This window comes from Actinoplanes sp. NPDC051405, assembly GCF_055586185.1.
This window is the reverse complement of sequence record NZ_JBVJIR010000014.1, coordinates 24,512-43,445: the sequence shown is the minus strand read 5'-3', so window position 1 is coordinate 43,445 and position 18,934 is coordinate 24,512. Positions and strand designations below refer to the sequence as shown.

Sequence of the window (18,934 nt, the reverse complement as noted above, 5' to 3'; positions counted from 1 at the left end):
CTGCGGGCAGCCGACCGCCGCCGCCGGCCCGGGCCTTATCCTCCCGGTAGCGGCCGACCGGCCGGTCCGGGCAGAAGGGGGTCGCACGTGGCGCTCACCGACGAGGCGATCGCCAAGATCAGGGACCTCATCCAGTCCGAGCAGCTCGCCCCGGGCGACCGCCTGCCGCCGGAGCCGCAGCTCAGCGCGCAGCTCGGGTTGTCCCGCAGCGGGCTGCGCGAGGCCATCAAGGCGCTGGAGCTGGCCCGCGTCGTGGACGTACGCCGCGGCGACGGCACCTACGTGACCAGTCTCGCGCCCCGGCTGCTGCTCGAGGGCTTCGGCCTGGCCGTCGACCTGCTGCGCGACGACAGCCTGCCGCAGATCATGGAGGTCCGCCGGCTGCTGGAGCCGGCCGCGACCGGGCTGGCGGCGAGCCGGATCACCCCGGCGCAACTGGAGGAGCTGGCCGGGCTGCTGACCCGGATGCGCGCCGCGAGTGCCGACGCCGAGCTGCTCATCGGCTACGACGCCGCGTTCCACCACGCCATCGCGGCGGCCACCGGCAACGAGTCGCTGATGTCGTTGCTCGACGGGCTCAACGGCCGGACGCTGCGGGCCCGGCTGTGGCGCGGCATGACCGACAGCCACGTCTCGGCGCGGACGATCGCCGAGCACGAGCGCATCTACCAGGCCCTGCGGGCCGGCGACGCGGTGCTGGCCCAGGCGACCGCGCTGGTGCACGTCGACACCTCCGAGTCGTGGCTGCGCTCGCTGCTGCCGGACCGCACGGACGCTGTCCACGACGCTCAGCGGTAGCCCGGGCGGTGCCGGCATCGGCATGGGTCGGTCATGTCATCCCGGTGAACGTCAGATGTCTGGGGCGTCCCGCCGACGCTATCGACGAAACCCGATGTCCACAAGCCAGGATGATCCGATGTCTGCCGGCAGGGCGCCCGCCCGGAAGGGGAACCATGAGCGAGTCGTACGACCGGCACCGGCGGGACCTGTGGCGCGACAAGGCGGAGGCCTACCGGCGCAGCTTCGCGAGCCTGTGCGCCCACCCCGTTCCGCTGCTGCTCGATGCGGTCCGGGCTGCTGCCGGGGATCGCGTCGCCGACGTGGGCTGCGGCACGGGTTCGGTGAGCGAGGCCGCGGTCACCCGCGGGGCGGCGGTGACGGCGGTCGACGCCGAGCCCGGCATGGTCCGGGCGACCGCGGCCCGCCTTCCGGGAGTCCGTCCGGTGATCGGCGCGCTTCCGGAGCTGCCCCTGCGGACGGCGGACTTCGACGCCGTGGTGGCGAACTTCGTGGTCAACCATGTCGCCCGGCCCGCGGCGGCCGTCGCCGAGCTGCGCCGGGTGGCCCGCCCGGGGTGCCGGGTCGGCGTCACGGTGTGGCCGCAGCCCGCGCCGCCGCTGCAGCGCTTGTGGGACGAGGTCATCGCGGCGGCCAGGGTGAGCCGTCCGGCCACGCCGGCACCGGCCACAACGGACGACTTCCCCCGGACCCGCGACGGTCTCGCCGGCCTGCTGCGGCGGGCCGGTCTGACCGATGTGGACTCGCGGACCGTCGCCTGGGAGCACCGGGTCGATCCGGAGCTGTGGTGGTCGGGGGCGGCCGCCGGGCTGGCGAGCATCGGGCACGTGATCGCCCGGCAGGACGCGGCCACCGTCGCACGGATGAAGGCCGCCTACGACCGGCTGGCCGGCGCGCATCTCGACAGCGCGGGTCTGCTGTGTCTGCCCACCTCGGCGTTGCTGGCCGTCGGAACGGTGCCCGCACCAGGCCGGTGACCGATCCCGCTTCCCCGGAATCGTCGTCACATTCACCGGAATGGGTGGTCGTCGATATCGGCGACAGATGGACAACGGCTCCGACCGCCGGTCGGAGGCGGTGCGGACGGTGTGCGCGGGCACCATTCCCGGATGTCCGGCGAGGTAAGGGTTGCGAAGTTGGCGCAGAGGCCGGAGCATATCCGCGTCGGCCGTCGCGGTTTCCCGTGGTCCGGCCTGATTCTCGGCGAACGGAAACGCATGACCTCTGAGGACGACGCCCGGACCCGGTTGCGGGTCGGCGGGTGGCTACCCCCGTACCAGGCATTTCCGCCCGACCCCGGCCCGCTTACTCCACCGGTTGTTTACCGTTCACAGCCTCGCGCGAATGTCGCTACATCTTATGAATTAGATGCACCGACAAAGGGTGAGCGACGCCGTTCCCTGGCGATGTTCTGCGCCGCCGTGGCGGGCCTGCTGCTGATCGGTGTCGCGCTCACCCAGTTCGGCGGAAAACCCGCGGCGCCCGCGCACCGGGGATTGCCGTTGCCCGCCGCGCCGGCCTTCCCGCCACCGGCGGGCCTGCCCGGGCCCGCCGCCGGCAGCCAGTCCAGCGACCCCGCGCCGGCCCGGTCGGCCTCGCGGTCACCCGCAACGAGCACCACGACCACGGCCGCGCGGCAGCAACGCCCACCGGTCGCGGCGGCGGTCACCACGGCCGACACCCGCCGCCCGGTGCCGCAGCCCACGGGAACGCAGCCCACGACGGCACCGGTCGCGGCGCTGCGGGCCGGGTCCGCGGTCAGCCTCGAGCTCGCCGACGCCCCCGGCCACCGGGTCCGCCACCGCGACTTCCAGGGCCGGACCGACCGCATCGGGCCGGGCAGCTCCGCCCTGGAACGGGCCGACGCCCGGTTCGTCGTCCGGCCCGGTCTGGCCGACGGTTCCTGCGTGTCGTTCGAGTCGAGCAACTATCCCGGCTCGTTCCTGCGGCACCGCGACTTCCGGATCCGGCTGGACCATGCGGACCGGACGCGGCTGTTCGCCCGGGACGCCACATTCTGCCCCGAGACCAGCAGCCGCGCCGGCGTCGTCGCACTGCGTTCGCACAACTACCCGGACAGGTTCCTCACCGAGGACCGTTCGCTGCTCGGCCTGACGCCCGCGACGACCGGCACGGCGACGCGGTTCGTCGTCCGCCCCCCGCTCTGATCACCCGTTCGCACGGCACGGCGAACGGGAGAGGAATGAGGCAATGCCCCCACCCACCGACGGCGAACCGTCGAGCAGTCTGCAGGCCATCGCGATGTGGGCGGAGAAGGTCCACGGCGCCCGGGACATCCGGGAGCTGTGGGTGCCGCTCGACACCGACCTGCGCACGACCATCGCCCAGAGTTTCCTGCTCGGCATGAACCAGCCGCCCGACGACGACCGGGCCGCGGCCCTGGCGGCCCGGGACTCCGCCGACCCCTGGTTCGCCGACATGCTCCAGGTGTGCGCCCGCCACTGGCGGCGGTTCTACGCGTTCCTCGCCGCCGGCGTGCCCACGGCCAGCCGCTCGCAGCCCGTCGGCGCCGACATGGAGCTCACCGTGGTGCCCACGCTGGCCCACTCCGGCGCGCCCGACCGCGGCCCGTCGGCCACGAGCCAGGCGTTCATCACCCGGCTGAGCCCCGACCGCGGCTGGCTGATCGCCGCCCTGAGCCACAAGCTGCCCGTGCCGGGCTGGCCGCCGACCGAGTGGACCGTCCCGCACCTGCGCAAGCGCCGGCTCTAGCGGCAGTCGGCCGGTTCACTCAGGTACGCCCGTCAGCGGCCGAAGGTGCCAGCCATGAGCGCGATGCTTTCCGCGGTGCACGGGCCGGACACCGGCGCGCCGTCGCGGGGCCCGGCCGGGGTGAGCCGGGAGTCCCTGGCCGCGCTGCTGCTCGACCTGGAACTGCGCACGGCCGACGACTTCCGGTCGGTGGCCGGGCCGGCCCGTCGCGCTGAGCGGGCCGCCCGCCGGCACGGCTGGACCGACCTGGAGAAACGCGCCGAACTGGTCACCGGTGACGTGCTCGGCCGGCTGGGCCGGGTGGCCGAGCAGGGCCGGATCGCCAAGTCGGTCAACATGTGGGCCGAGGAGCACGCCGACCGGTACCTGCTGGCCCGCAGCCACCGCCTGCTGGCCATCTTCCACCGGTGCCTGGGCGACGCCGCGGAAGCGCTGACCCACGCGGCCCCGGGCGCCGAGTACGCCGACGCCGCGCCACCGCTGATCCGCGCGAGCCACCTGATCACGCTGGCCCTCGTGCTGGACGTGAACGGCTCGTACGCGCAGGCCCACGAGCAGTTCGCCGCCGCGCTGGAGATCGCCACCGCGCACGACGCGGCCCCCATGGAGATCACCATCCTGAACAACCTGGCGTTCACCGCGTACGAGAACGACGACCTGGCCGAGGCCGACGCGCTGGTGGCCCGGATCCGGGGCATCGCGGCCCGGCACGCCCTGGTGCTCGACGGGCTGTACCTGGACACCATGGCCCGGATCAGCCTGAGGCACGGCCGGCCCGCCGAGGCGCTGGATGTGCTGCGGCCGGTGCTCGACGACCCGGCCGGCCCGCTGGTGACCGAGGGCGACGCGCTGCCGGAGTGCCTGCTCACCGCGGCCGAGGCGTACCGGTCCGGCGGGCAGCCTGAGCAGGCCCGGGCCGCGCTGGACGAGGTCGCCCGGCTGGCCGGCGAACGTGCGCTGGCCGGCGTCGCGGCCCGGGTCCACGAGGCCCGGGCCGAGCTGTTCGCGACGACCGGCGACTTCCCGGCCGCGTACGCGGAGTACCGGCGGTTCCATGCCGCGACCGAGCAGCTGCACAGCGCCCAGCGGGAGATGCGGGCGCACGCGGCGCAGGCCGTCTTCGAGACCGCCGAGGCCCGCCGGGCCACCGAGCAGTTCCGCCAGCTGGCCCTGCGCGACCCGCTGACCGGCCTGTACAACCGCCGGCAGGTCGACGAGCAGCTCGAACGGCTGGTGGAGACGGCGATGCGCGACGGGACCGCGCTGTCCGTGGCGCTGCTCGACCTGGACTTCTTCAAGCGGGTCAACGACACGTTCTCGCACGGGGTCGGTGACCAGGTGCTGCGGCAGGTGGCCGCACTGCTCGGCACGGCCGTCGCCGAGCCGGCGCTGGCGGCGCGTCTGGGCGGCGAGGAGTTCGTGCTGGTGCTGCCGGGCACGGATCCGGCCACCGCGGCGGCCTTCTGCGAGCATCTGCGTGAGACGCTGCGCGAGCACCCGTGGGCGGAGCTGACCGGCAGCCTGCCGGTGACCGCGAGCATCGGGGTGACGACCTACACCGGCGGCACGACCAGCGCGTCGACCCTGCTCTCGCTGGCCGACCGCAACCTGTACGCCGCGAAGCACGCGGGCCGCGACCGGGTCGTGCACGACGCGTCCCGCCGCTGACCCCGGCCGGCGCAGGCAGTGATCCACAGCACTAAAGTTTCCGGTTTGGAAAACTTGCTGGTTTGGAAAAAAGACGTACCGTCAAGGTCATGACGGACGAGCTCGGGCTGCGAGAGCGCAAGAAGCTGGCGACCCGCCGGGCTCTCTGCGACGCCGCGCTCAAGCTCGCCCTCGACGAGGGGGTCGCGACCCTCACCCCGGAGCGGATCGCCGAGGAAGTGCACGTCTCCCCGCGGACGTTCCGCAACTACTTCTCCAGCAAGGAGGAGGCGATCGTCGCCGGGCTGCGGGACCGGGCCCACGAGGTCGCCGACAACCTGCGCCGGCGGCCCGCCGACGAGTCCATCTGGGATTCGCTGCGGGCCGTCCTGCTGCCGTCGGTCGAGACCGGGATGCCCGGGCACGACCTGATGAACCTGCTCGGCCTCATCCGCTGCCACCACGCCCTGCTCGCCGAGCACCTCGCCGGCTTCGAGGACCTCAGCCGGCGGATGGCCGAGGTCATCGCCGAGCGCACCGGCACGGACGTGCAGCGCGACGTCTACCCCCGGCTGCTCGCCGACGCCTCGGGCATCGCCCTCAAGACCAGCCTCGGCCTGTGGGCCACCGGCACCACCGGGCGCAGTCTCGCCGACATCTTCGGTGAGGCCCTCGACCTCCTCAGCCGGGGCCTGCCGATCCCCGCCCCGGCGCACTCGGCGGATACCGGTCCGCCGCCCGGCTGAGCCTTCCCCGTTCCGCACCCCCGCCCTCCGGCCGCCCCGGCCGGCGGACGGCACCGCACGCCCCGCCGACGACCGCGCCGACGGTAAGTACCTGCCGATCACCGGCGTGAACCATCGGAGGGACCGGCATGAGCCTGGTCAGGAGAACGCCGGTCGCCGACCCGGCCGCGCGGCCCCGGGCCCTGCCGGAGCTGGCCCTGGTGGTGGGACTCTTCCTCGCGTACAAGCTGGCCCGGCTGCTGATCCAGGGCCGCGACGACGTCGCCGTCGGCAACGCCTGGCGGATCTGGGACCTGGAACGCTTCCTGCATCTGCCCGGCGAGGTGGCCGTGCAGCACGCGGTGGCCGGGCAGCCGGCCTTGCTGGAGGCGGCGAACACCTTCTACGCGTACGTGCACTTCCCGGCGACTGCCGCGTTCCTGCTCTGGATGTTCCTGCGCCGGCCGGAGTACTACCGCTGGGCCCGGCGCAGTCTCGCCGGTCTGACGGCCGCCGCGATGGTCGTGCACGTGCTGCTGCCGCTGGCGCCGCCCCGGATGCTCACCGCCACCGGGATGCTCGACACCGGCCGGCTGTTCGGGCCGATGGTCTACGGCGACCCGGCGACCGACACGCTCACCAACCAGTACGCCGCAATGCCGTCGCTGCACGTCGGCTGGGCCCTGGCGGTCGCGGTGACCCTGATCGCGGTGACCCGCGGGCCGTGGCGCTGGGCCTGGCTGGCCCATCCCGCGCTCACGCTGCTGGTCGTGGTGGTGACCGGCAACCACTACTGGATGGACGGGATCGTCGCCGCGGCGCTGCTCGTCGCCGTACTGGTGGTGTGCCCGTGGCCGGGCCGCCAACCGCATGCCGTCTTCGGCCGCGTGGTCCAGCAACCGGTCGCCGTCGCCGTGGAGCAGCCGGCATGAGCGCGGCCCTGATCGCCACCGTGCTGCTGTCACTGCTGTCGGCCGTGGCGTACGCCCTCGCGGCGGTGGTGCAGGAGCGTCTCGCCGCGGCACCGCGCTGGTGGATGATCATCAGCCTGAACGGCGGTGGGGCGCTGCTGCACGTCGGCGCGCTGGCGTACGGTTCGCTCGCGGTGGTGCAACCGCTGGGTGCGCTGACCCTCGTGGTGGCGTTGCCGGTGGGGGCGGCGGTCGCCGGACGGCGGGTGCGCGGCCGCGAGTGGCGCGGCGCGCTGGCGACGATCGCCGGCCTGGTGGCGCTGCTGCTCGCGGTCGGCACGGCCGCTCCGACGCAGGCCCTCACCGACGGGCAGGTGCTGGCACTGGTGCTGCTGGCGGTGGCGCTGATCGTGGGGCTCGCCGGGCGGGCGTACCGGGCGGTTCCGGGTCCGGCCCGGCTCCCCGGGCTGCGGCTGGCCGCGGCCGGCGGGATCGCCTTCGCCGCGGCGTCGGCGCTGACCCAGACCGCCCTGCTGCGGATCGGCGCCGACGGGCTCGCCGCGTTGGAACAGCCGGCGGTGGCCGGCACGGTCCTGACGCTGGTCACGCTCTCCGCGGCGGGACTGCTGCTGTCGCAGGCGGCCTACCGGTACGGGCTGGGCGGGCCGCTCGCGACTCTGACCATCGTCAACCCGGTGGCCGCCGCGGGGATCGGGGTTGTGCTGCTCGGGCTGGGCGCCGGGTTGACGCTGCCGGCGTTGCTCGCAGCTGCCTTGGCCGCCGTCGTGGCGGCCGTCGGCGTGGTGCTGCTGGCGACGCCCGGCCGGGCCACGCCGAGACCGGCCTGCCGCAAGGCGCTCCGGCCGGCGCGGCGACGTCCGCGGCACAGGCCGGTGGCTCAGCGCAACCGGCGCCCGGCGTCCCGCACGCCGTCCCTGCGCTGACCAACCGGCGCCCGGCTTCCCGCACGCCCTTCCTGCGCTGACCAACCGGCGCCCGGCTTCCCGCACGCCCTTCCTGCGCTGACCAACCGGCGCCCGGCGTCCCGCACGCCCTTCCTGCGCTGATCAACCGCCGCCCGGGTGCCGCGCTGTCGAGTGGCCTGGCTTGCTCCGGCTCGGTCAGGCGCTGGGTGGGGTGGTCATCGGCGCGCTCAGGCATCGGGTCACCGTCACCGTGACGCCGTCCGGGCCGTCGCTGATCAGCAGGGTGTCGGTCAGCCGGCGGGCCAGCAGGATGCCGCGGCCGCCGGGGACGTCGGCCGCGGGCGGCCCCGCGGTCACCGGCAGCACCCCCGCGAAGCCCTCGCCCCGGTCGCTGACGTCGGCGATCAGGGTGTCGGCGTCCAGGGTCAGCCGCAGCGAGCCGTGCCCGCCGCCGTGCCGCACGGCGTTGGTGACCAGCTCGTTGACCGCCGCCACGAAGTCGTCCAGAGCGTCGTCGTGCAGCCCGGCGGCCGCGGCGTGACGCCGCAGGTCGTGCCGGAGGTCCGTGATGTCGTCGGTGGTGAAGTCGCGCGTGAACACCTCGGTCGCCGAGGCCACCGGCCCCGCGCCCGCACCCGCCCCGCTGTGCTGGGTGAGCGGGGACTCCGGGGTGGCCATCCAGGAACCATAGCCCTGCCGCGCCGGGCGCCGAGACCGGCGAAAGCATCGTTGTCCTGGGACAACGGTTTGCGGGGGCCGGACCAGCGCCTTGAGGGGCCGGTCCGGCCGGTCGTCCGCTCACCCCTTGGTGATCACCTCGTCCGCCGCCAGGGCCGTGGTCCGCTGCGCGATCGTCGTCCGCAGCCGGTCGGCATCCTGGGCGACCGCCTGCTCGTCGCGCCCCTCGACCCTGCCGAGCACGGTGGTGACGGACCCCAGCGCCTTCAGCGCCGTGCCGCTGCCGTAGACCGCCTGGTAGAGCTGCCGGTAGGCGTCCTCGTAGACGTCCCGGAAGGCGGGCGCGGCCAGGAAGCGCTCCTTCAGCTTGTTGCCGCCGCCGAAGCCACCGCCCCGCGCCCCGGCGCCGTCCTCGGCATCGGCCCGCCCGCCCGGCGGCTCTCCCCCGCCCGGCGCGGGCATGCCGTCGGGGAGCTCCATGCCGTCGGGGAGCTCCATGCCGTCGGGGAGCTGCATCCCGTCAGGCGGCTGCATGGCGTCCGGCAGCTCCATCCCGGCCGGCGGCCGCATGCCGCCGGGGAAGCCACCCAGGCCGTCCGCGTCGTGCGGACCCTGCCCGGCGTCGCCGCTGAAGGTGAGGTTGTAGTGCCAGCCGATCACCGAGAACTTGCCGGTGTCCAGGTCGTACCAGAGGTAGTAGTTGCGGCCCGGCCCGGCCATGTCGTCGAAGTTGAGCAGCAGGTTCTGTTGCAGGTCCTGGCTGCCCTTCCTGGTGATCTGCTTGAAGTCGTCGGCGTACTCGGTCGGGTCGTCGCCCTGGTCGGCGAAGCGGCCGGTGGCCAACGACTTGTAGAGCACCCCGGAACCGCCCATGTCCTCGGCGAAGTTGCCGTCCGGATGCTCCACCAGCAGCGGCGGCCCTCGACGAACTCGTCGAAGCGGATCAGCCACGGCAGCGTCTCCGGCTCCTCGGCCTTGAGCCCGGCCCGGGCGAAGCCCCCGCGGCCGCCGCGACCGCTCTGCCGGGCCTGACCGTTGCGGGTGAGACCACCCAGGGTCGAGTTGCCCTTGAGCCGGATGCCCACGCTGGGGATCGTGGTGCCGTCGACGATCAGCTCCGCCTCGACGTACTCCTTCTCCCCCTCGGCGTAGTACGTGTCCGCATCCGCTGGTGGTTCTCGTGCCGGAAGGTGATCTTGACGGTGTGCACGGTGCCGGCGTCGAACAGCTCGGCGGTGCCCGCGATGTCCTGGGTGATCTCGTCGCCAGCCCGGTCGTCGCGGCTGGTGACGTACGGCTGCACCCGCACGGTGCTCACCACGACCGTCAGCACCAGCACCAGCGCGAGGCAGCCGGCCAGCAGCTTCCAGTAGTGCCTCACCCGTACCGGAATGCGGTGCCGCAGCCCCCGGGCCGGCATCACAGATCCGTCTGGTCATAGCCGGTCAGGACGGTGACCTTCTGGCCCGCGGTGCGCTCGCTGAGCGCGGCGATCAGCGGCCCCGGCTCCTCGCCCTTCTTCAGCCGCACCGTGTACATGATCTCGGTGAGCGCCCCACCCCGGATGGACTCCATGCTGACCAGCTCGAACTCGCTGGTGAAACGGATCAGCACGTCCTGCGGGCCGGCCGTGTGGTCCTCGTCCGCCGGGACCTGGACCTTGACCACCTGGCGCTGCACGTCCAGGGCGAACCAGTTGAAGCGGTACATCACCACGATGATCAGGCTGATCGCGATGGCGGCGACGATCCTCAGGGGGTAGAAGCGGGTGCCGACGGCCATGCCCACGCCCATCACCAGGAAGATGAAGCCGACGTCGCGGGTCTCCTTGATGGCGTTCCGGGAGCGCACCACCGACAGGGCGCCGACCAGGGCGAAGGGCGCGGGCGATGTTGGAGCCCACGACCAGCATGATCAGCGCGCTCAGCATGCCGAGGATGACCAGCGTCTGCACGTAGGACTGGCTGTAGGACACGTTGCGGTGGGTGAACCGGTACACCCAGCCGATGCCGGCGCTGAGCACGGACAGCGACGGGTCAGCGCCACGGTGGGGTCGTCGCCGGGCACGTGGAAGACGGAGCGCGGGGCCCGGCCGAAGGCCTCGACGCTCTGGCAGTACTTGGACATCCGGATGACCGAGAGGTTGGCGCGGGCGGCGAGGTCGGTGAGCCAGTACGGCACCCGCTCGTTCGCCTTGATCTCCAGCACCGCCAGCCGGGCCGGGACCACCAGCCGGTTCGTGGTGTCCGCGCCCAGGTGGAAGTCGCGGTCCCGGCCGCGGATGCGGTGGTCGAGGGTGACCCGCAGGCCCACGTCGGCGTCGCGCCCGACGAAGGCCTCCCGCTGATATCCGGTGATCGCCGTCGGGCGCAGCTCCAGCCCGGCGACCAGACCCAGGACCTCCTCGAGGAACGCCCGCCGGCCCGGATCGTGCTCGACCATCTCCCGGCCGTCGCACAGCTGCCGGGCCGGCCCGTACGGCAGGGACACCCGGCGTTCTGGGTGACCCGGTTGACCCGTTGCTTGATCTCGACGTACACGGTGGTGTCGTAGTAGACGCTCCAGACGCCGTACCCGGTGGCCCCGCCGTGAGTGTCGCGGTGCAGGCGCCGGGCGAGCCGCTCGCGCAGCGCGGGCACCTCGCCGCTGGGCACCAGATACTTGATCTCCTAGCGGTTGAAGGCGTGCAGCCGGCTGGGTGCCCGCAGGGCGTGCCCGGCCTCGTCGGTGCCGCCGGGATCGAGGCGGTGGCCCGCGGGGGCGTCCGGGTCCTGGGGTGGATCGCCGGTGCTTGCCGGGCCCGGACGGCGGCGCAGCGAGAAGCGCATGGACGGTTCCGTTCTCTGGTCGTCGTTGACAGACCAGAGCAGACCAAACGATTCCGGGTGTTACCTCCGCACTACCTCAAAGGTTTACGTGAATGCGAGGTGAACGCCGGGTCAACTGGCGGGGACAGCGGGCGACGCGGCGAGCAGTGCGGCGGCCGCGGTGGCGAACATCGTCGACTTGATGCTGCCGAGGGTGCCCCGGTCCTTACCGGCGAGCGGGCGCACCGCCTCCGTGGCCGCGGCCACCAGGCCGGCTTCGTCGGCCGCCCGGTCGACCAGCCCGGTCGCGACCGCCGTGGGCGCGTCGAAGCGCCGGCCGGTGGTCATCGCGGCGATCGCGGCGGACGGGGTCACCTTGGCCTGGATCAGCGCGGCCATCCCGGGCGTGAACGGGATGGTGATGTCGACCTCCGGGAAGCAGAAGTAGCCGCGGTCGGCCCGCATGATCCGGAAGTCGTGGGCCATCGCCAGCATCGCCCCGGCGCCGAAGGCGTGCCCGTTGATCGCGGCGATGGTCGGCACCGGCAGGGTGAGCAGCCGGGCCAGCAGCCGCTGCACGTCGGACAGGTACTGCGGCGCCCGGTCCCCGTTCTCACCGAGCCAGCCGAGGTCCAGGCCGTTGGAGAAGAACTTGCCGCGGCCGGTGGTGACCAGCGCCGCCGCCTCGGAGCCCCGCACGACGACGTCGAGCAGGTCGTTGACGCCGGTGATCCAGGACGGTGAGAAGCGGTTCTCGTCGTCGCCGAGGTCGAGGACGTGGACGGGGTGGTCCTGGTGCAGGGTCGGCATGTCAGCCCTTCCGGGTCGGTGGTGCGGGCGGCGGGAGGTCGAGCACGGCACGGACGGCCGCGGCGAGGCGCCGGCGGTGGTCGGCGTCGATGAGCACGGTGCCGTCGGCGGACGGGCCGGTGAGGGCGCGGCGGAACAGGGCGGTGGGCAGGTCGACCACGCAGGTGGTGACGACCTCCACCGCGTACCGGTCGCGGCGGTCCCAGAGCAGCTCGGCCAGCCGGATCAGGATCTGCACCAGCCGGGCGTCGAGCCCGTGCAGGGCGTCGGCGTCGGCCTCCGGCAGGTCCGGGCCGAGCAGCTGCTCGCGCCGGACGGTGAAGAGCATGCGGGCCGCGGCCGGGCGCTGCTCGGCGAAGATCGCCGGCGCGGTCGCGGCGGCGACCACCGCCTCGCGCGCCCCGCCCGGCCAGGCCTCGTCGATGAGCTCGGTCTGCAGCCGCAGGAAGGCATCCGCGGCTCGCAGCCAGGCCCGGGCGAGCAGCGTGTTGAGCGAGCCGAACGCGTGGTAGATGGTGCCGTTCGGCATGTCCGCCGCGGCGGCCAGGCCCCGCACCGTGACACCGCCGGCGCCCAGCTCGGCAGCGAGGCGTTCGGCGGTGTCGAGCAGGTGGTCCAGGTCGTGGACGCGGCGGCGGGGCACCCGACAGTTATATCAGAGCAACCGCTCCAATAAGTCAGCCGTGGGTGACGTCGAGCGGTTCGGCGTCGCGCGGCACGACGATCAGCGTCACGACGGCCAGGACCGCGGCCAGGGCGGCCAGCACCGCGAGCGCGGGTCGCAGCCCGCCCGCGGCCGCGCCGATGCCCGCGATCAGCAACGGGCAGAAGAACTCGCCGATGAACAGGGCGCCGGTCCACAGCCCGGTGCCGCGGCCGCGCTGCTCGAAGCTCAGCCGGTTGATCGCCCAGGTGAGCAGCGTGGGCAGCAGCAGGCCGGTGCCGGCCCCGGTCAGCACCGCACCGAGGGTGATCAGCGGGACCGAACCGGTGGCCGCGACGACCAGCAGCCCGGCGGCGGAGACCGCGAATGCGACCGGCAGCAGCCGCCGCGGGCTCTGCCCGGACAGCCGGGCGAAGGCCAGCGATCCGGCCGCGGTCGCGACGGACATCAGCGCGCTGAGCGCCCCGATGGTGGCGGTGGACGCGACGCCGGCATCGTCGAGCACGAAGGACAGCTGCACGATCAGGGCGTAGAAGATGATCCCGCCGACCAGGGTGACCAGGCACGGCACCAGCAGGTCGCGCCACGGCACGCTGGGCAGCCGCCGGCCCCGGGTGGCCGCGCCCGCCGATGCGCGCTCGGGCTGCCACAGCATCCGGGCCATCGGGTACGCGAGCAGCACGGCGACCAGGTACAGCCAGAACGGGGTACGCCAGCCCGCCGCACCGAGCGCACCGCCCACGCCCAGGAACACGGCAGCGGACACCGACGCCATCAGAGTCTGCAGGCCGAGGTACCGGCTGCGGCGCGCGCCTGACCAGTAGTCGGCGATCAGGGTGGTGCAGCAGGTCATGATCGCCGCTTCGCACAGTCCGACGAGGACCCGGCTGCCGATGATGGCGCCGAGCGACTCCAGGTACAGCGGGGCCGTCCCGAAGACCGAGTAGAGGACCATCGCGACGATGAGCAGCCGCTTGCGGTCGACGGCGTCGACCACGAAACCGGCGAACGGCGCGGCGAGACCGATGAACAGCGCCGGTACGGTCAGCACGACCGGCACCAGCACCTCGGAGCCCGCGACTCCGGCGAAGTGGTCGGTCATCTGCGGCAGCACGGGCGCGATGAGCACGGCGCCCAGCACCGACAGGCAGCTGCCCGCGAGCAGCAGGGCGAGCTGTGCCGGGCCGGCCCGGCGGGGGCCGGTCTGCGGGGTGCCCGCCCCCGTCGGCGCGGGCAGGATGGTCTCGGACATGCGGGTGCCTCTCCCTGCGACGACGACAGCGGATGTGCCGCGGGTCACATCCAGTGCGCTGACTATGGGTGGGCAGCCGTCACCGGGGGAAGAGCGAACCGTGGATAGCGGCCATCAGCCCCGTGGATGGTCCGGGGCACCGGCCGCGAGCAGCCGGCCCGCCTCGGCGAGCACCTCGCGCAGCCAGGCGTGGGCCGGGTCGGCGCGGTACATCGGGTGCCACCAGAACGCCTCGGCCAGCGGCACCACCTCGAACGGGCAGGGCAGGATGCGGACGGCAGCGAGCCCGGCGATGCGCCGGGCCAGGTGCTCCTGCAGCAGCGCGACCCGGTCGGTGCCGGCGACCAGGAACGGCATCGGCAGGAAGCCGTCGACGACGACCGCCACCCGCGGCTCGACGCCGATCATGCGCAGCTGCTGGGCCGCCGGCGCGAACGCGGTCGGCAGGTTGTAGAGCACCACCCAGGGCAGCTCGCCGAGCTGGGCCAGGGTCAGCCCGGTCCCGACGGCGTCGTTGTCCCGGGACACGATGCAGACCCAGCGGTCCTCGTACAGGTCGGTGAACGGGGTGTCGGCCAGGAAGCCGTGCGGCAGGACGATGCCGTCCACCGCGCGCAGCGTGTCGACCGCGTGGTCCACCGCGTACGGCGAGGTCTGCTGCAACCGCAGGCGGACGCCCGGCGCCCGCTCGGCCAGCAGCCGGGTCACGATCGGTCCCAGCACCGCCGCGGCGTAGTCGGACGCGACGATGGTGAACTCGCGCTCGACGGCGGAGGGGTCGAACTCGGCGCTGACGTCGAAGACCCGCCGGATGCCCGCCAGCGCCGGGGCGGTACGGGAGACGAGCTGGGTGGCCAGCGGGGTGAGCTCGTACCGGTTGCCGACCCGGTGCAGCAGGTCGTCATCGAAGTGCCGGCGCAGGCGGGCCAGGGCGGCACTGACCGCGGGCTGGCTCGAGCCCAGATGCTCGGCCGCCCGGGTCACGTTCCGCTCGCGCAGCAGCACGTCCAGCGTGACCAGCAGATTCAGGTCCAGATTGACCAGCACACGGTCGACGGCCATCGGGTCACCATAAACGCGGTGGATGGCGGGCATCAACGAATCGGTCTTCCTGATATCCCGGCCGCCCGCAACAGTGGTGTGAGTCACAAGCCGCGAAACCCGGGAGAAACCGCCATGGCCGCAGTCCGCAACGTGCTCGTCGTAGGCGGCGGTGCCGCCGGTACGGCGATCGCCATCCTGCTCGCCGAGGGCGGAGTCTCGGTCGACCTCATCGACGCCAAGCCGGCCGCCGACACCGCGGGCTCCGGCATCACGTTGCAGGGCAACGCCTTGCGGGTGCTGCGCCGGCTCGGTGTCTGGGCGGACGTGTCAGCCCACGGCTACTCGTTCGGCACCCTCGGGCTGCGCGCCCCGGACCCGCACGGCTCGCTCATCGCCGAGCTGGACGACATCCGTACCGGTGGCCCCGACCTGCCCGCCACCACCGGCATGTACCGGCCGGAGCTGGCCCGGATCCTGCTCGACCGGGCCGCGGCGATGGGCGCCAAGATCCGGTTCGGGACCACCTGCACCACGTTCACCCAGGACGCGGACGGCGTCGACGTGGCCTTCGCCGACGGCGGCACCGCCCGCTACGACCTGGTCGTGGGCGCCGACGGGATCCGCTCGCAGACGCGGCGGATGCTGGGCATCGACCTGACGACCACCCCCACCGGCATGGGCATCTGGCGGGCGTTCACCCCGCGCCCGGCGAGCGTGACGCGTACCGACCTCTACTACGGCGGTCCCTGCTACATCGCCGGCTACTGCCCGACCGGTCCGACCTCGCTGTACGCGTACCTGGTCGAGGACGCCCGCGATCGCAGTGAGCTCAGCCCGCCGGAGTCGCTGGCGGTGATGCGGGAGCTGTCGCAGGCCTACCACGGGCCGTGGGACGAGATCCGGGAGCAGCTCACCGACCCCGCCACGGTCAACTACACGTGGTTCTCCAGCCACGTGCTGAGCGCGCCGTGGCACCGCGGCCGCGTGGTGCTCATCGGCGACGCCGCCCACGCCTGCCCGCCGACCCTGGCCCAGGGTGCCGCCCAGGCCCTCGAGGACGCCGAGGTCCTCGCCGAGCTGCTGCTGGCCGCCGACGCGCCGACCGACGCGATGTGGCAGGCCTTCACCGACCGGCGGGTCCTGCGCGCCACCGCTGTCGTCGACGCCTCGCTGCAACTGTGCCGATGGCTGCTCGACCGGGAGCGCGGCGACGTCCCCGGCCTGATGGCCCGCGTCTCCCACCTCGTCAGCGCGCCGGCGTGAACCCGAAGGAGCCCGCCATGGACGAACGACTCATCACCCACCTGCGGCACGTCGACCTGGCCGTGCCCGACTACGACCGCCAGCTCGACTTCTACACCGGCACCTGGGGCCTGAGCCCGCAGACCACCGACGACGGCATCGCGTTCCTGGCCGCCGAGGGCTCCCCCGAGCAGTACTCGGTGCGGCTGCGCCGGGCGGCCGAGAAGCGCCTGGACCTGATCGCCTTCGGCGCCGCCTCGAACGCCGACGTCGACGCCCTCGCCGAACGGCTCGGCCGCGCCGGGGTCACACTCGTGCTGGAGCCGGACAAGCTGCGCACGCCCGGCGGCGGCTACGGCTTCCGCTTCTTCGACGTGGACGGCCGTACGGTCGAGGTCTCCTGCGACGTCGAGGTCCGCCGGCACCGCCGGGTCGAGGCCGGCGAGTCCATCCCGGTCAAGCTCTCGCACGTGGTGATCAACTCGCCCAACCCGGAGGCGACCGTCGCGTTCTACCAGCGGCATCTGGGCTTCGCGCTCTCCGACACCCTGCACTCACCGCACATGGGCGAGGTCATGTGGTTCCTGCGCACCAACCGCTACCACCACAGCCTGGCCGTGGCGCGCGGCCCGCACACGTCGCTGCACCACGCGTCGTTCGAGCTGCGCGGCATCGACGAGTACATGCGCGGCACCGGCCGGCTGCTGCGCGCGGGGGTGGAGAAGGTCTGGGGGCCCGGCCGGCACATGGCGGGCAACAACACCTTCAGCTACTTCCTCGACCCGCACGGCAACACCGTCGAGTACACCACCGAGCTGGAACAACTCGACGAGGACACCTGGCACCCGCACCTGTACGACTTCTCCGACCCGATGGTCACCGACCAGTGGGGCACGGCCAACCCGATGAGCGAGTTCGTCGCCCGGCAGTCGTTCAACGACCCCGACCGCGGCGTCTTCGTCGCTCCCCCGGTCTGATGCGGATCGCGACCTTCCGGTACGCCGGTGAGCAGCGCACCGGCGTCGTGGCCGGCGACCGGGTCCACCCGTTCGCCCCCGCGCGGTCCATGCGGGACATCGTCGGACAGGGGCTGGACGCGGCTCTCGCCCTCGGCCACGAAGCGGTCGGTGCCTCGGCGGGCATCCCGCTCGACCAGGTACGGCTGCTGGCGCCCCTGACCCCGGCGAGTCTGCGCGACTTCGTCGCCTTCGAGGAGCACGTCGAGGGCGTACGGCGCAGCGTGGACGGCACCGGCGGCGTCCCCGAGGCCTGGTACGACGCCCCGACCTTCTACTTCACCAACCCGCACACGATCATCGGCCCCGACGACGACGTACCGTTCCCGGCCGCCTCGACGGCCCGCGACTTCGAGCTGGAAGTGGCGGTCGTGCTGGGCAGCGGCGGCACGGACCTGACCGTCGAGCAGGCGGCGGACACCGTCTTCGGCTACACCATCTTCAACGACTGGTCGGCCCGCGACCTGCAGAGCCGCGAGATGCGGGTCAACCTGGGACCGGCCAAGGGCAAGGACTTCGCCGGCACCCTGGGCCCGTGGATCGTCACCGCGGACGAGCTGGAACCGTACCGGGACAGCGGGGGCTTCCTCGAACTGTGGTGCACCGCGACGGTCAACGATGTCCAGGTGGGCCGCGACCTGCTGGCCAACATGGGCTGGACGTTCGAGACGATGATCGCCTACGCCTCCCGCGACAGCCGGGTGGTCGCCGGCGACGTGCTCGGCTCCGGCACCGTGGGCAACGGCGGCTGCCTGGCCGAGCTGTGGGGCCGCCACGGGGAGCGGACACCGCCGCCGCTGCGTGACGGTGACGTGGTCACGCTGACCGTGGAGGGCATCGGCAGCCTGGTCAACCGGGTCGCCACCGGGCGGAAGGCCGCCGCGCTGCCCGCCGTACGCCGCCGCGACCCGGCCCGCGCGCGCCTGTCCGAGGCCGGCCGGTGACCGTCGTGGTCACCGGCGCCGCCTCCGGCATCGGGGCCGCCGTGACCGCGTCGTTGCGTGACGGCGGCGCCGAGGTGGTCGCGCTGGACCAGCAGGCGGGGGACGGCGTACGGGCCTTCGACGTCCGCGACGAGCAGGCCTGGGCCGCCCTGGCCACCGGGCTGCGCGCCGCCGGGCACCCCGTACGCGGGCTGGTGAACTGCGCCGGCACCACCTGGCGGGCCCGGCTCGGCGACGTGAGCGTGGCCGCGTTCGAGCGGGTGCAGGCGGTCAACGTCCTCGGACCCCTGCTCGCCATCCAGAGCCTGACCCCACTGATGCCGGCGGGCGCGTCGATCGTCAACGTCGGCTCGCTGGCCGCCGTGCAGGGCCACTATCCGGTCGCGTACACGGCCAGCAAATGGTCGTTGCGCGGCGTGACGCACGCAGCGTGCCTGGAGCTCGGGCCGCGCGGGATCCGGGTGAACATCGTGCACCCCGGCTTCATCGAGACGCCCATGACGGCGTCGGCCGCCCCGGCGTTCCGGGACGCGGCGGTGGCCGGCACACCACTCGGGCGCCCCGGGCTGGCCGCCGAGGTGGCCGCCGTCATCACCTTCCTGCTCAGCGACGCGGCGTCGTACGTGACCGGCGCGGAGATCCCCGTCGACGGGGGCGCCGGCTCGCACGGCGGCGCCAAACCCGTCTCCGACGCGTTGCGTCCCGCCTACCTGTCCCCCGACTCCTGAAGGATCCGC

Annotated in this window: 22 protein-coding genes; 12 read left to right on the top strand and 10 right to left on the bottom strand. The window is 73.3% G+C overall.

The features are described from left to right. Positions 1 to 87 precede the first annotated feature (87 nt). The 8 genes from ACZ6S4_RS27945 to ACZ6S4_RS27910 all read left to right on the top strand — a co-directional run bounded on the left by ACZ6S4_RS27945 (position 88) and on the right by ACZ6S4_RS27910 (position 7,758). Positions 88 to 798, top strand: a complete 711-nt coding sequence (locus ACZ6S4_RS27945) for a FadR/GntR family transcriptional regulator (RefSeq protein WP_465477734.1) — start codon at positions 88 to 90, stop codon at positions 796 to 798. 155 nt (positions 799 to 953) lie between these two features. Continuing rightward, positions 954 to 1,775, top strand: coding sequence for a class I SAM-dependent methyltransferase (locus ACZ6S4_RS27940; RefSeq protein ID WP_465477733.1), 822 nt, complete (start codon positions 954 to 956; stop codon positions 1,773 to 1,775). Positions 1,776 to 2,219: 444 nt separating this feature from the next. Further along, positions 2,220 to 2,966 carry an AbfB domain-containing protein gene (locus ACZ6S4_RS27935; protein WP_465477732.1) on the top strand — a complete coding sequence of 249 codons (747 nt, stop codon included), beginning with the start codon at positions 2,220 to 2,222 and terminating at the stop codon, positions 2,964 to 2,966. 43 nt (positions 2,967 to 3,009) lie between these two features. Then, positions 3,010 to 3,531 (top strand): hypothetical protein, encoded by a 522-nt coding sequence (locus ACZ6S4_RS27930; RefSeq protein ID WP_433730633.1) that lies wholly within the window; start codon positions 3,010 to 3,012, stop codon positions 3,529 to 3,531. A gap of 54 nt (positions 3,532 to 3,585) precedes the next feature. Continuing rightward, positions 3,586 to 5,199 (top strand): GGDEF domain-containing protein, encoded by a 1,614-nt coding sequence (locus ACZ6S4_RS27925; protein WP_465477731.1) that lies wholly within the window; start codon positions 3,586 to 3,588, stop codon positions 5,197 to 5,199. Between the two features lie 89 nt (positions 5,200 to 5,288). Next, positions 5,289 to 5,924, top strand: a complete 636-nt coding sequence (locus ACZ6S4_RS27920; RefSeq protein WP_465477730.1) for a TetR/AcrR family transcriptional regulator — start codon at positions 5,289 to 5,291, stop codon at positions 5,922 to 5,924. Positions 5,925 to 6,052: 128 nt separating this feature from the next. After that, positions 6,053 to 6,835, top strand: coding sequence for a phosphatase PAP2 family protein (locus ACZ6S4_RS27915; RefSeq protein ID WP_465477729.1), 783 nt, complete (start codon positions 6,053 to 6,055; stop codon positions 6,833 to 6,835). Continuing rightward, positions 6,832 to 7,758 (top strand): DMT family protein, encoded by a 927-nt coding sequence (locus ACZ6S4_RS27910; RefSeq protein ID WP_465477728.1) that lies wholly within the window; start codon positions 6,832 to 6,834, stop codon positions 7,756 to 7,758. Before ACZ6S4_RS27915 ends, ACZ6S4_RS27910 begins: the two co-directional genes overlap by 4 nt. 177 nt (positions 7,759 to 7,935) lie before the next feature. On the opposite strand, the gene ACZ6S4_RS27905 is transcribed toward ACZ6S4_RS27910, so the two are convergent. The 10 genes from ACZ6S4_RS27905 to ACZ6S4_RS27860 form a co-directional block, all read right to left on the bottom strand. Further along, the gene (locus ACZ6S4_RS27905) at positions 7,936 to 8,418 is read right to left on the bottom strand and encodes an ATP-binding protein (RefSeq protein WP_465477727.1); all 483 of its coding nucleotides are present in this window, start codon (positions 8,416 to 8,418) and stop codon (positions 7,936 to 7,938) included. A gap of 120 nt (positions 8,419 to 8,538) precedes the next feature. Next, on the bottom strand, positions 8,539 to 9,369 hold the full coding sequence (locus tag ACZ6S4_RS27900; RefSeq protein ID WP_465477726.1) for a CotH family protein: 831 nt from the start codon (positions 9,367 to 9,369) through the stop codon (positions 8,539 to 8,541). A 160-nt stretch (positions 9,370 to 9,529) separates the two neighbouring features. Next, the gene (locus ACZ6S4_RS27895) at positions 9,530 to 9,838 is read right to left on the bottom strand and encodes a hypothetical protein (protein ID WP_465477725.1); all 309 of its coding nucleotides are present in this window, start codon (positions 9,836 to 9,838) and stop codon (positions 9,530 to 9,532) included. Beyond that, complete coding sequence (locus tag ACZ6S4_RS27890; protein WP_465477724.1) at positions 9,838 to 10,269, bottom strand: DUF4956 domain-containing protein; 432 nt, start codon at positions 10,267 to 10,269, stop codon at positions 9,838 to 9,840. Before ACZ6S4_RS27890 ends, ACZ6S4_RS27895 begins: the two co-directional genes overlap by 1 nt. A gap of 72 nt (positions 10,270 to 10,341) precedes the next feature. Then, the gene (locus ACZ6S4_RS27885) at positions 10,342 to 10,908 is read right to left on the bottom strand and encodes a VTC domain-containing protein (protein ID WP_465477723.1); all 567 of its coding nucleotides are present in this window, start codon (positions 10,906 to 10,908) and stop codon (positions 10,342 to 10,344) included. A gap of 179 nt (positions 10,909 to 11,087) precedes the next feature. Next, complete coding sequence (locus ACZ6S4_RS27880; RefSeq protein ID WP_465477722.1) at positions 11,088 to 11,246, bottom strand: hypothetical protein; 159 nt, start codon at positions 11,244 to 11,246, stop codon at positions 11,088 to 11,090. Between the two features lie 111 nt (positions 11,247 to 11,357). Then, positions 11,358 to 12,035, bottom strand: coding sequence for an enoyl-CoA hydratase-related protein (locus ACZ6S4_RS27875; RefSeq protein WP_465477721.1), 678 nt, complete (start codon positions 12,033 to 12,035; stop codon positions 11,358 to 11,360). A 1-nt stretch (position 12,036) separates the two neighbouring features. Next, positions 12,037 to 12,678 (bottom strand): TetR/AcrR family transcriptional regulator, encoded by a 642-nt coding sequence (locus tag ACZ6S4_RS27870; protein ID WP_465477720.1) that lies wholly within the window; start codon positions 12,676 to 12,678, stop codon positions 12,037 to 12,039. Between the two features lie 34 nt (positions 12,679 to 12,712). Continuing rightward, entirely contained in the window at positions 12,713 to 13,951 is a 1,239-nt protein-coding gene (locus ACZ6S4_RS27865) for an MFS transporter (RefSeq protein ID WP_465477719.1), read from the bottom strand. Positions 13,952 to 14,065: 114 nt separating this feature from the next. After that, positions 14,066 to 15,013 (bottom strand): LysR family transcriptional regulator, encoded by a 948-nt coding sequence (locus tag ACZ6S4_RS27860; protein WP_465477718.1) that lies wholly within the window; start codon positions 15,011 to 15,013, stop codon positions 14,066 to 14,068. A 114-nt stretch (positions 15,014 to 15,127) separates the two neighbouring features. Between ACZ6S4_RS27860 and ACZ6S4_RS27855 the strand changes: the two genes are divergently transcribed. Genes ACZ6S4_RS27855 through ACZ6S4_RS27840 form a run of 4 tightly spaced genes read left to right on the top strand, consistent with a single transcriptional unit; the run spans position 15,128 to position 18,925 of the window. Then, positions 15,128 to 16,258 (top strand): FAD-dependent monooxygenase, encoded by a 1,131-nt coding sequence (locus ACZ6S4_RS27855; RefSeq protein WP_465477717.1) that lies wholly within the window; start codon positions 15,128 to 15,130, stop codon positions 16,256 to 16,258. A 17-nt stretch (positions 16,259 to 16,275) separates the two neighbouring features. Then, positions 16,276 to 17,214, top strand: a complete 939-nt coding sequence (locus ACZ6S4_RS27850) for a VOC family protein (RefSeq protein ID WP_465477716.1) — start codon at positions 16,276 to 16,278, stop codon at positions 17,212 to 17,214. Beyond that, entirely contained in the window at positions 17,214 to 18,197 is a 984-nt protein-coding gene (locus ACZ6S4_RS27845; protein WP_465477715.1) for a fumarylacetoacetate hydrolase family protein, read from the top strand. Before ACZ6S4_RS27850 ends, ACZ6S4_RS27845 begins: the two co-directional genes overlap by 1 nt. Further along, positions 18,194 to 18,925, top strand: a complete 732-nt coding sequence (locus ACZ6S4_RS27840) for an SDR family NAD(P)-dependent oxidoreductase (protein ID WP_465477714.1) — start codon at positions 18,194 to 18,196, stop codon at positions 18,923 to 18,925. The genes ACZ6S4_RS27845 and ACZ6S4_RS27840 overlap by 4 nt, the downstream gene beginning before the upstream one ends. Positions 18,926 to 18,934: the final 9 nt, after the last annotated feature.

Bases quoted from the DNA above. Each gene is read 5' to 3' on its own strand.
- ACZ6S4_RS27940 (WP_465477733.1), top strand. From the start codon at position 954: ATGAGCGAGTCGTACGACCGGCACCGGCGGGACCTGTGGCGCGACAAG.
- ACZ6S4_RS27930 (WP_433730633.1), top strand. From the start codon at position 3,010: ATGCCCCCACCCACCGACGGCGAACCGTCGAGCAGTCTGCAGGCCATC.
- ACZ6S4_RS27925 (WP_465477731.1), top strand. From the start codon at position 3,586: ATGAGCGCGATGCTTTCCGCGGTGCACGGGCCGGACACCGGCGCGCCG.
- ACZ6S4_RS27920 (WP_465477730.1), top strand. From the start codon at position 5,289: ATGACGGACGAGCTCGGGCTGCGAGAGCGCAAGAAGCTGGCGACCCGC.
- ACZ6S4_RS27915 (WP_465477729.1), top strand. From the start codon at position 6,053: ATGAGCCTGGTCAGGAGAACGCCGGTCGCCGACCCGGCCGCGCGGCCC.
- ACZ6S4_RS27910 (WP_465477728.1), top strand. From the start codon at position 6,832: ATGAGCGCGGCCCTGATCGCCACCGTGCTGCTGTCACTGCTGTCGGCC.
- ACZ6S4_RS27905 (WP_465477727.1), bottom strand. From the start codon at position 8,418: ATGGCCACCCCGGAGTCCCCGCTCACCCAGCACAGCGGGGCGGGTGCG.
- ACZ6S4_RS27895 (WP_465477725.1), bottom strand. From the start codon at position 9,838: ATGCCGGCCCGGGGGCTGCGGCACCGCATTCCGGTACGGGTGAGGCAC.
- ACZ6S4_RS27880 (WP_465477722.1), bottom strand. From the start codon at position 11,246: ATGCGCTTCTCGCTGCGCCGCCGTCCGGGCCCGGCAAGCACCGGCGAT.
- ACZ6S4_RS27875 (WP_465477721.1), bottom strand. From the start codon at position 12,035: ATGCCGACCCTGCACCAGGACCACCCCGTCCACGTCCTCGACCTCGGC.
- ACZ6S4_RS27865 (WP_465477719.1), bottom strand. From the start codon at position 13,951: ATGTCCGAGACCATCCTGCCCGCGCCGACGGGGGCGGGCACCCCGCAG.
- ACZ6S4_RS27860 (WP_465477718.1), bottom strand. From the start codon at position 15,013: ATGGCCGTCGACCGTGTGCTGGTCAATCTGGACCTGAATCTGCTGGTC.
- ACZ6S4_RS27855 (WP_465477717.1), top strand. From the start codon at position 15,128: ATGGCCGCAGTCCGCAACGTGCTCGTCGTAGGCGGCGGTGCCGCCGGT.
- ACZ6S4_RS27850 (WP_465477716.1), top strand. From the start codon at position 16,276: ATGGACGAACGACTCATCACCCACCTGCGGCACGTCGACCTGGCCGTG.
- ACZ6S4_RS27845 (WP_465477715.1), top strand. From the start codon at position 17,214: ATGCGGATCGCGACCTTCCGGTACGCCGGTGAGCAGCGCACCGGCGTC.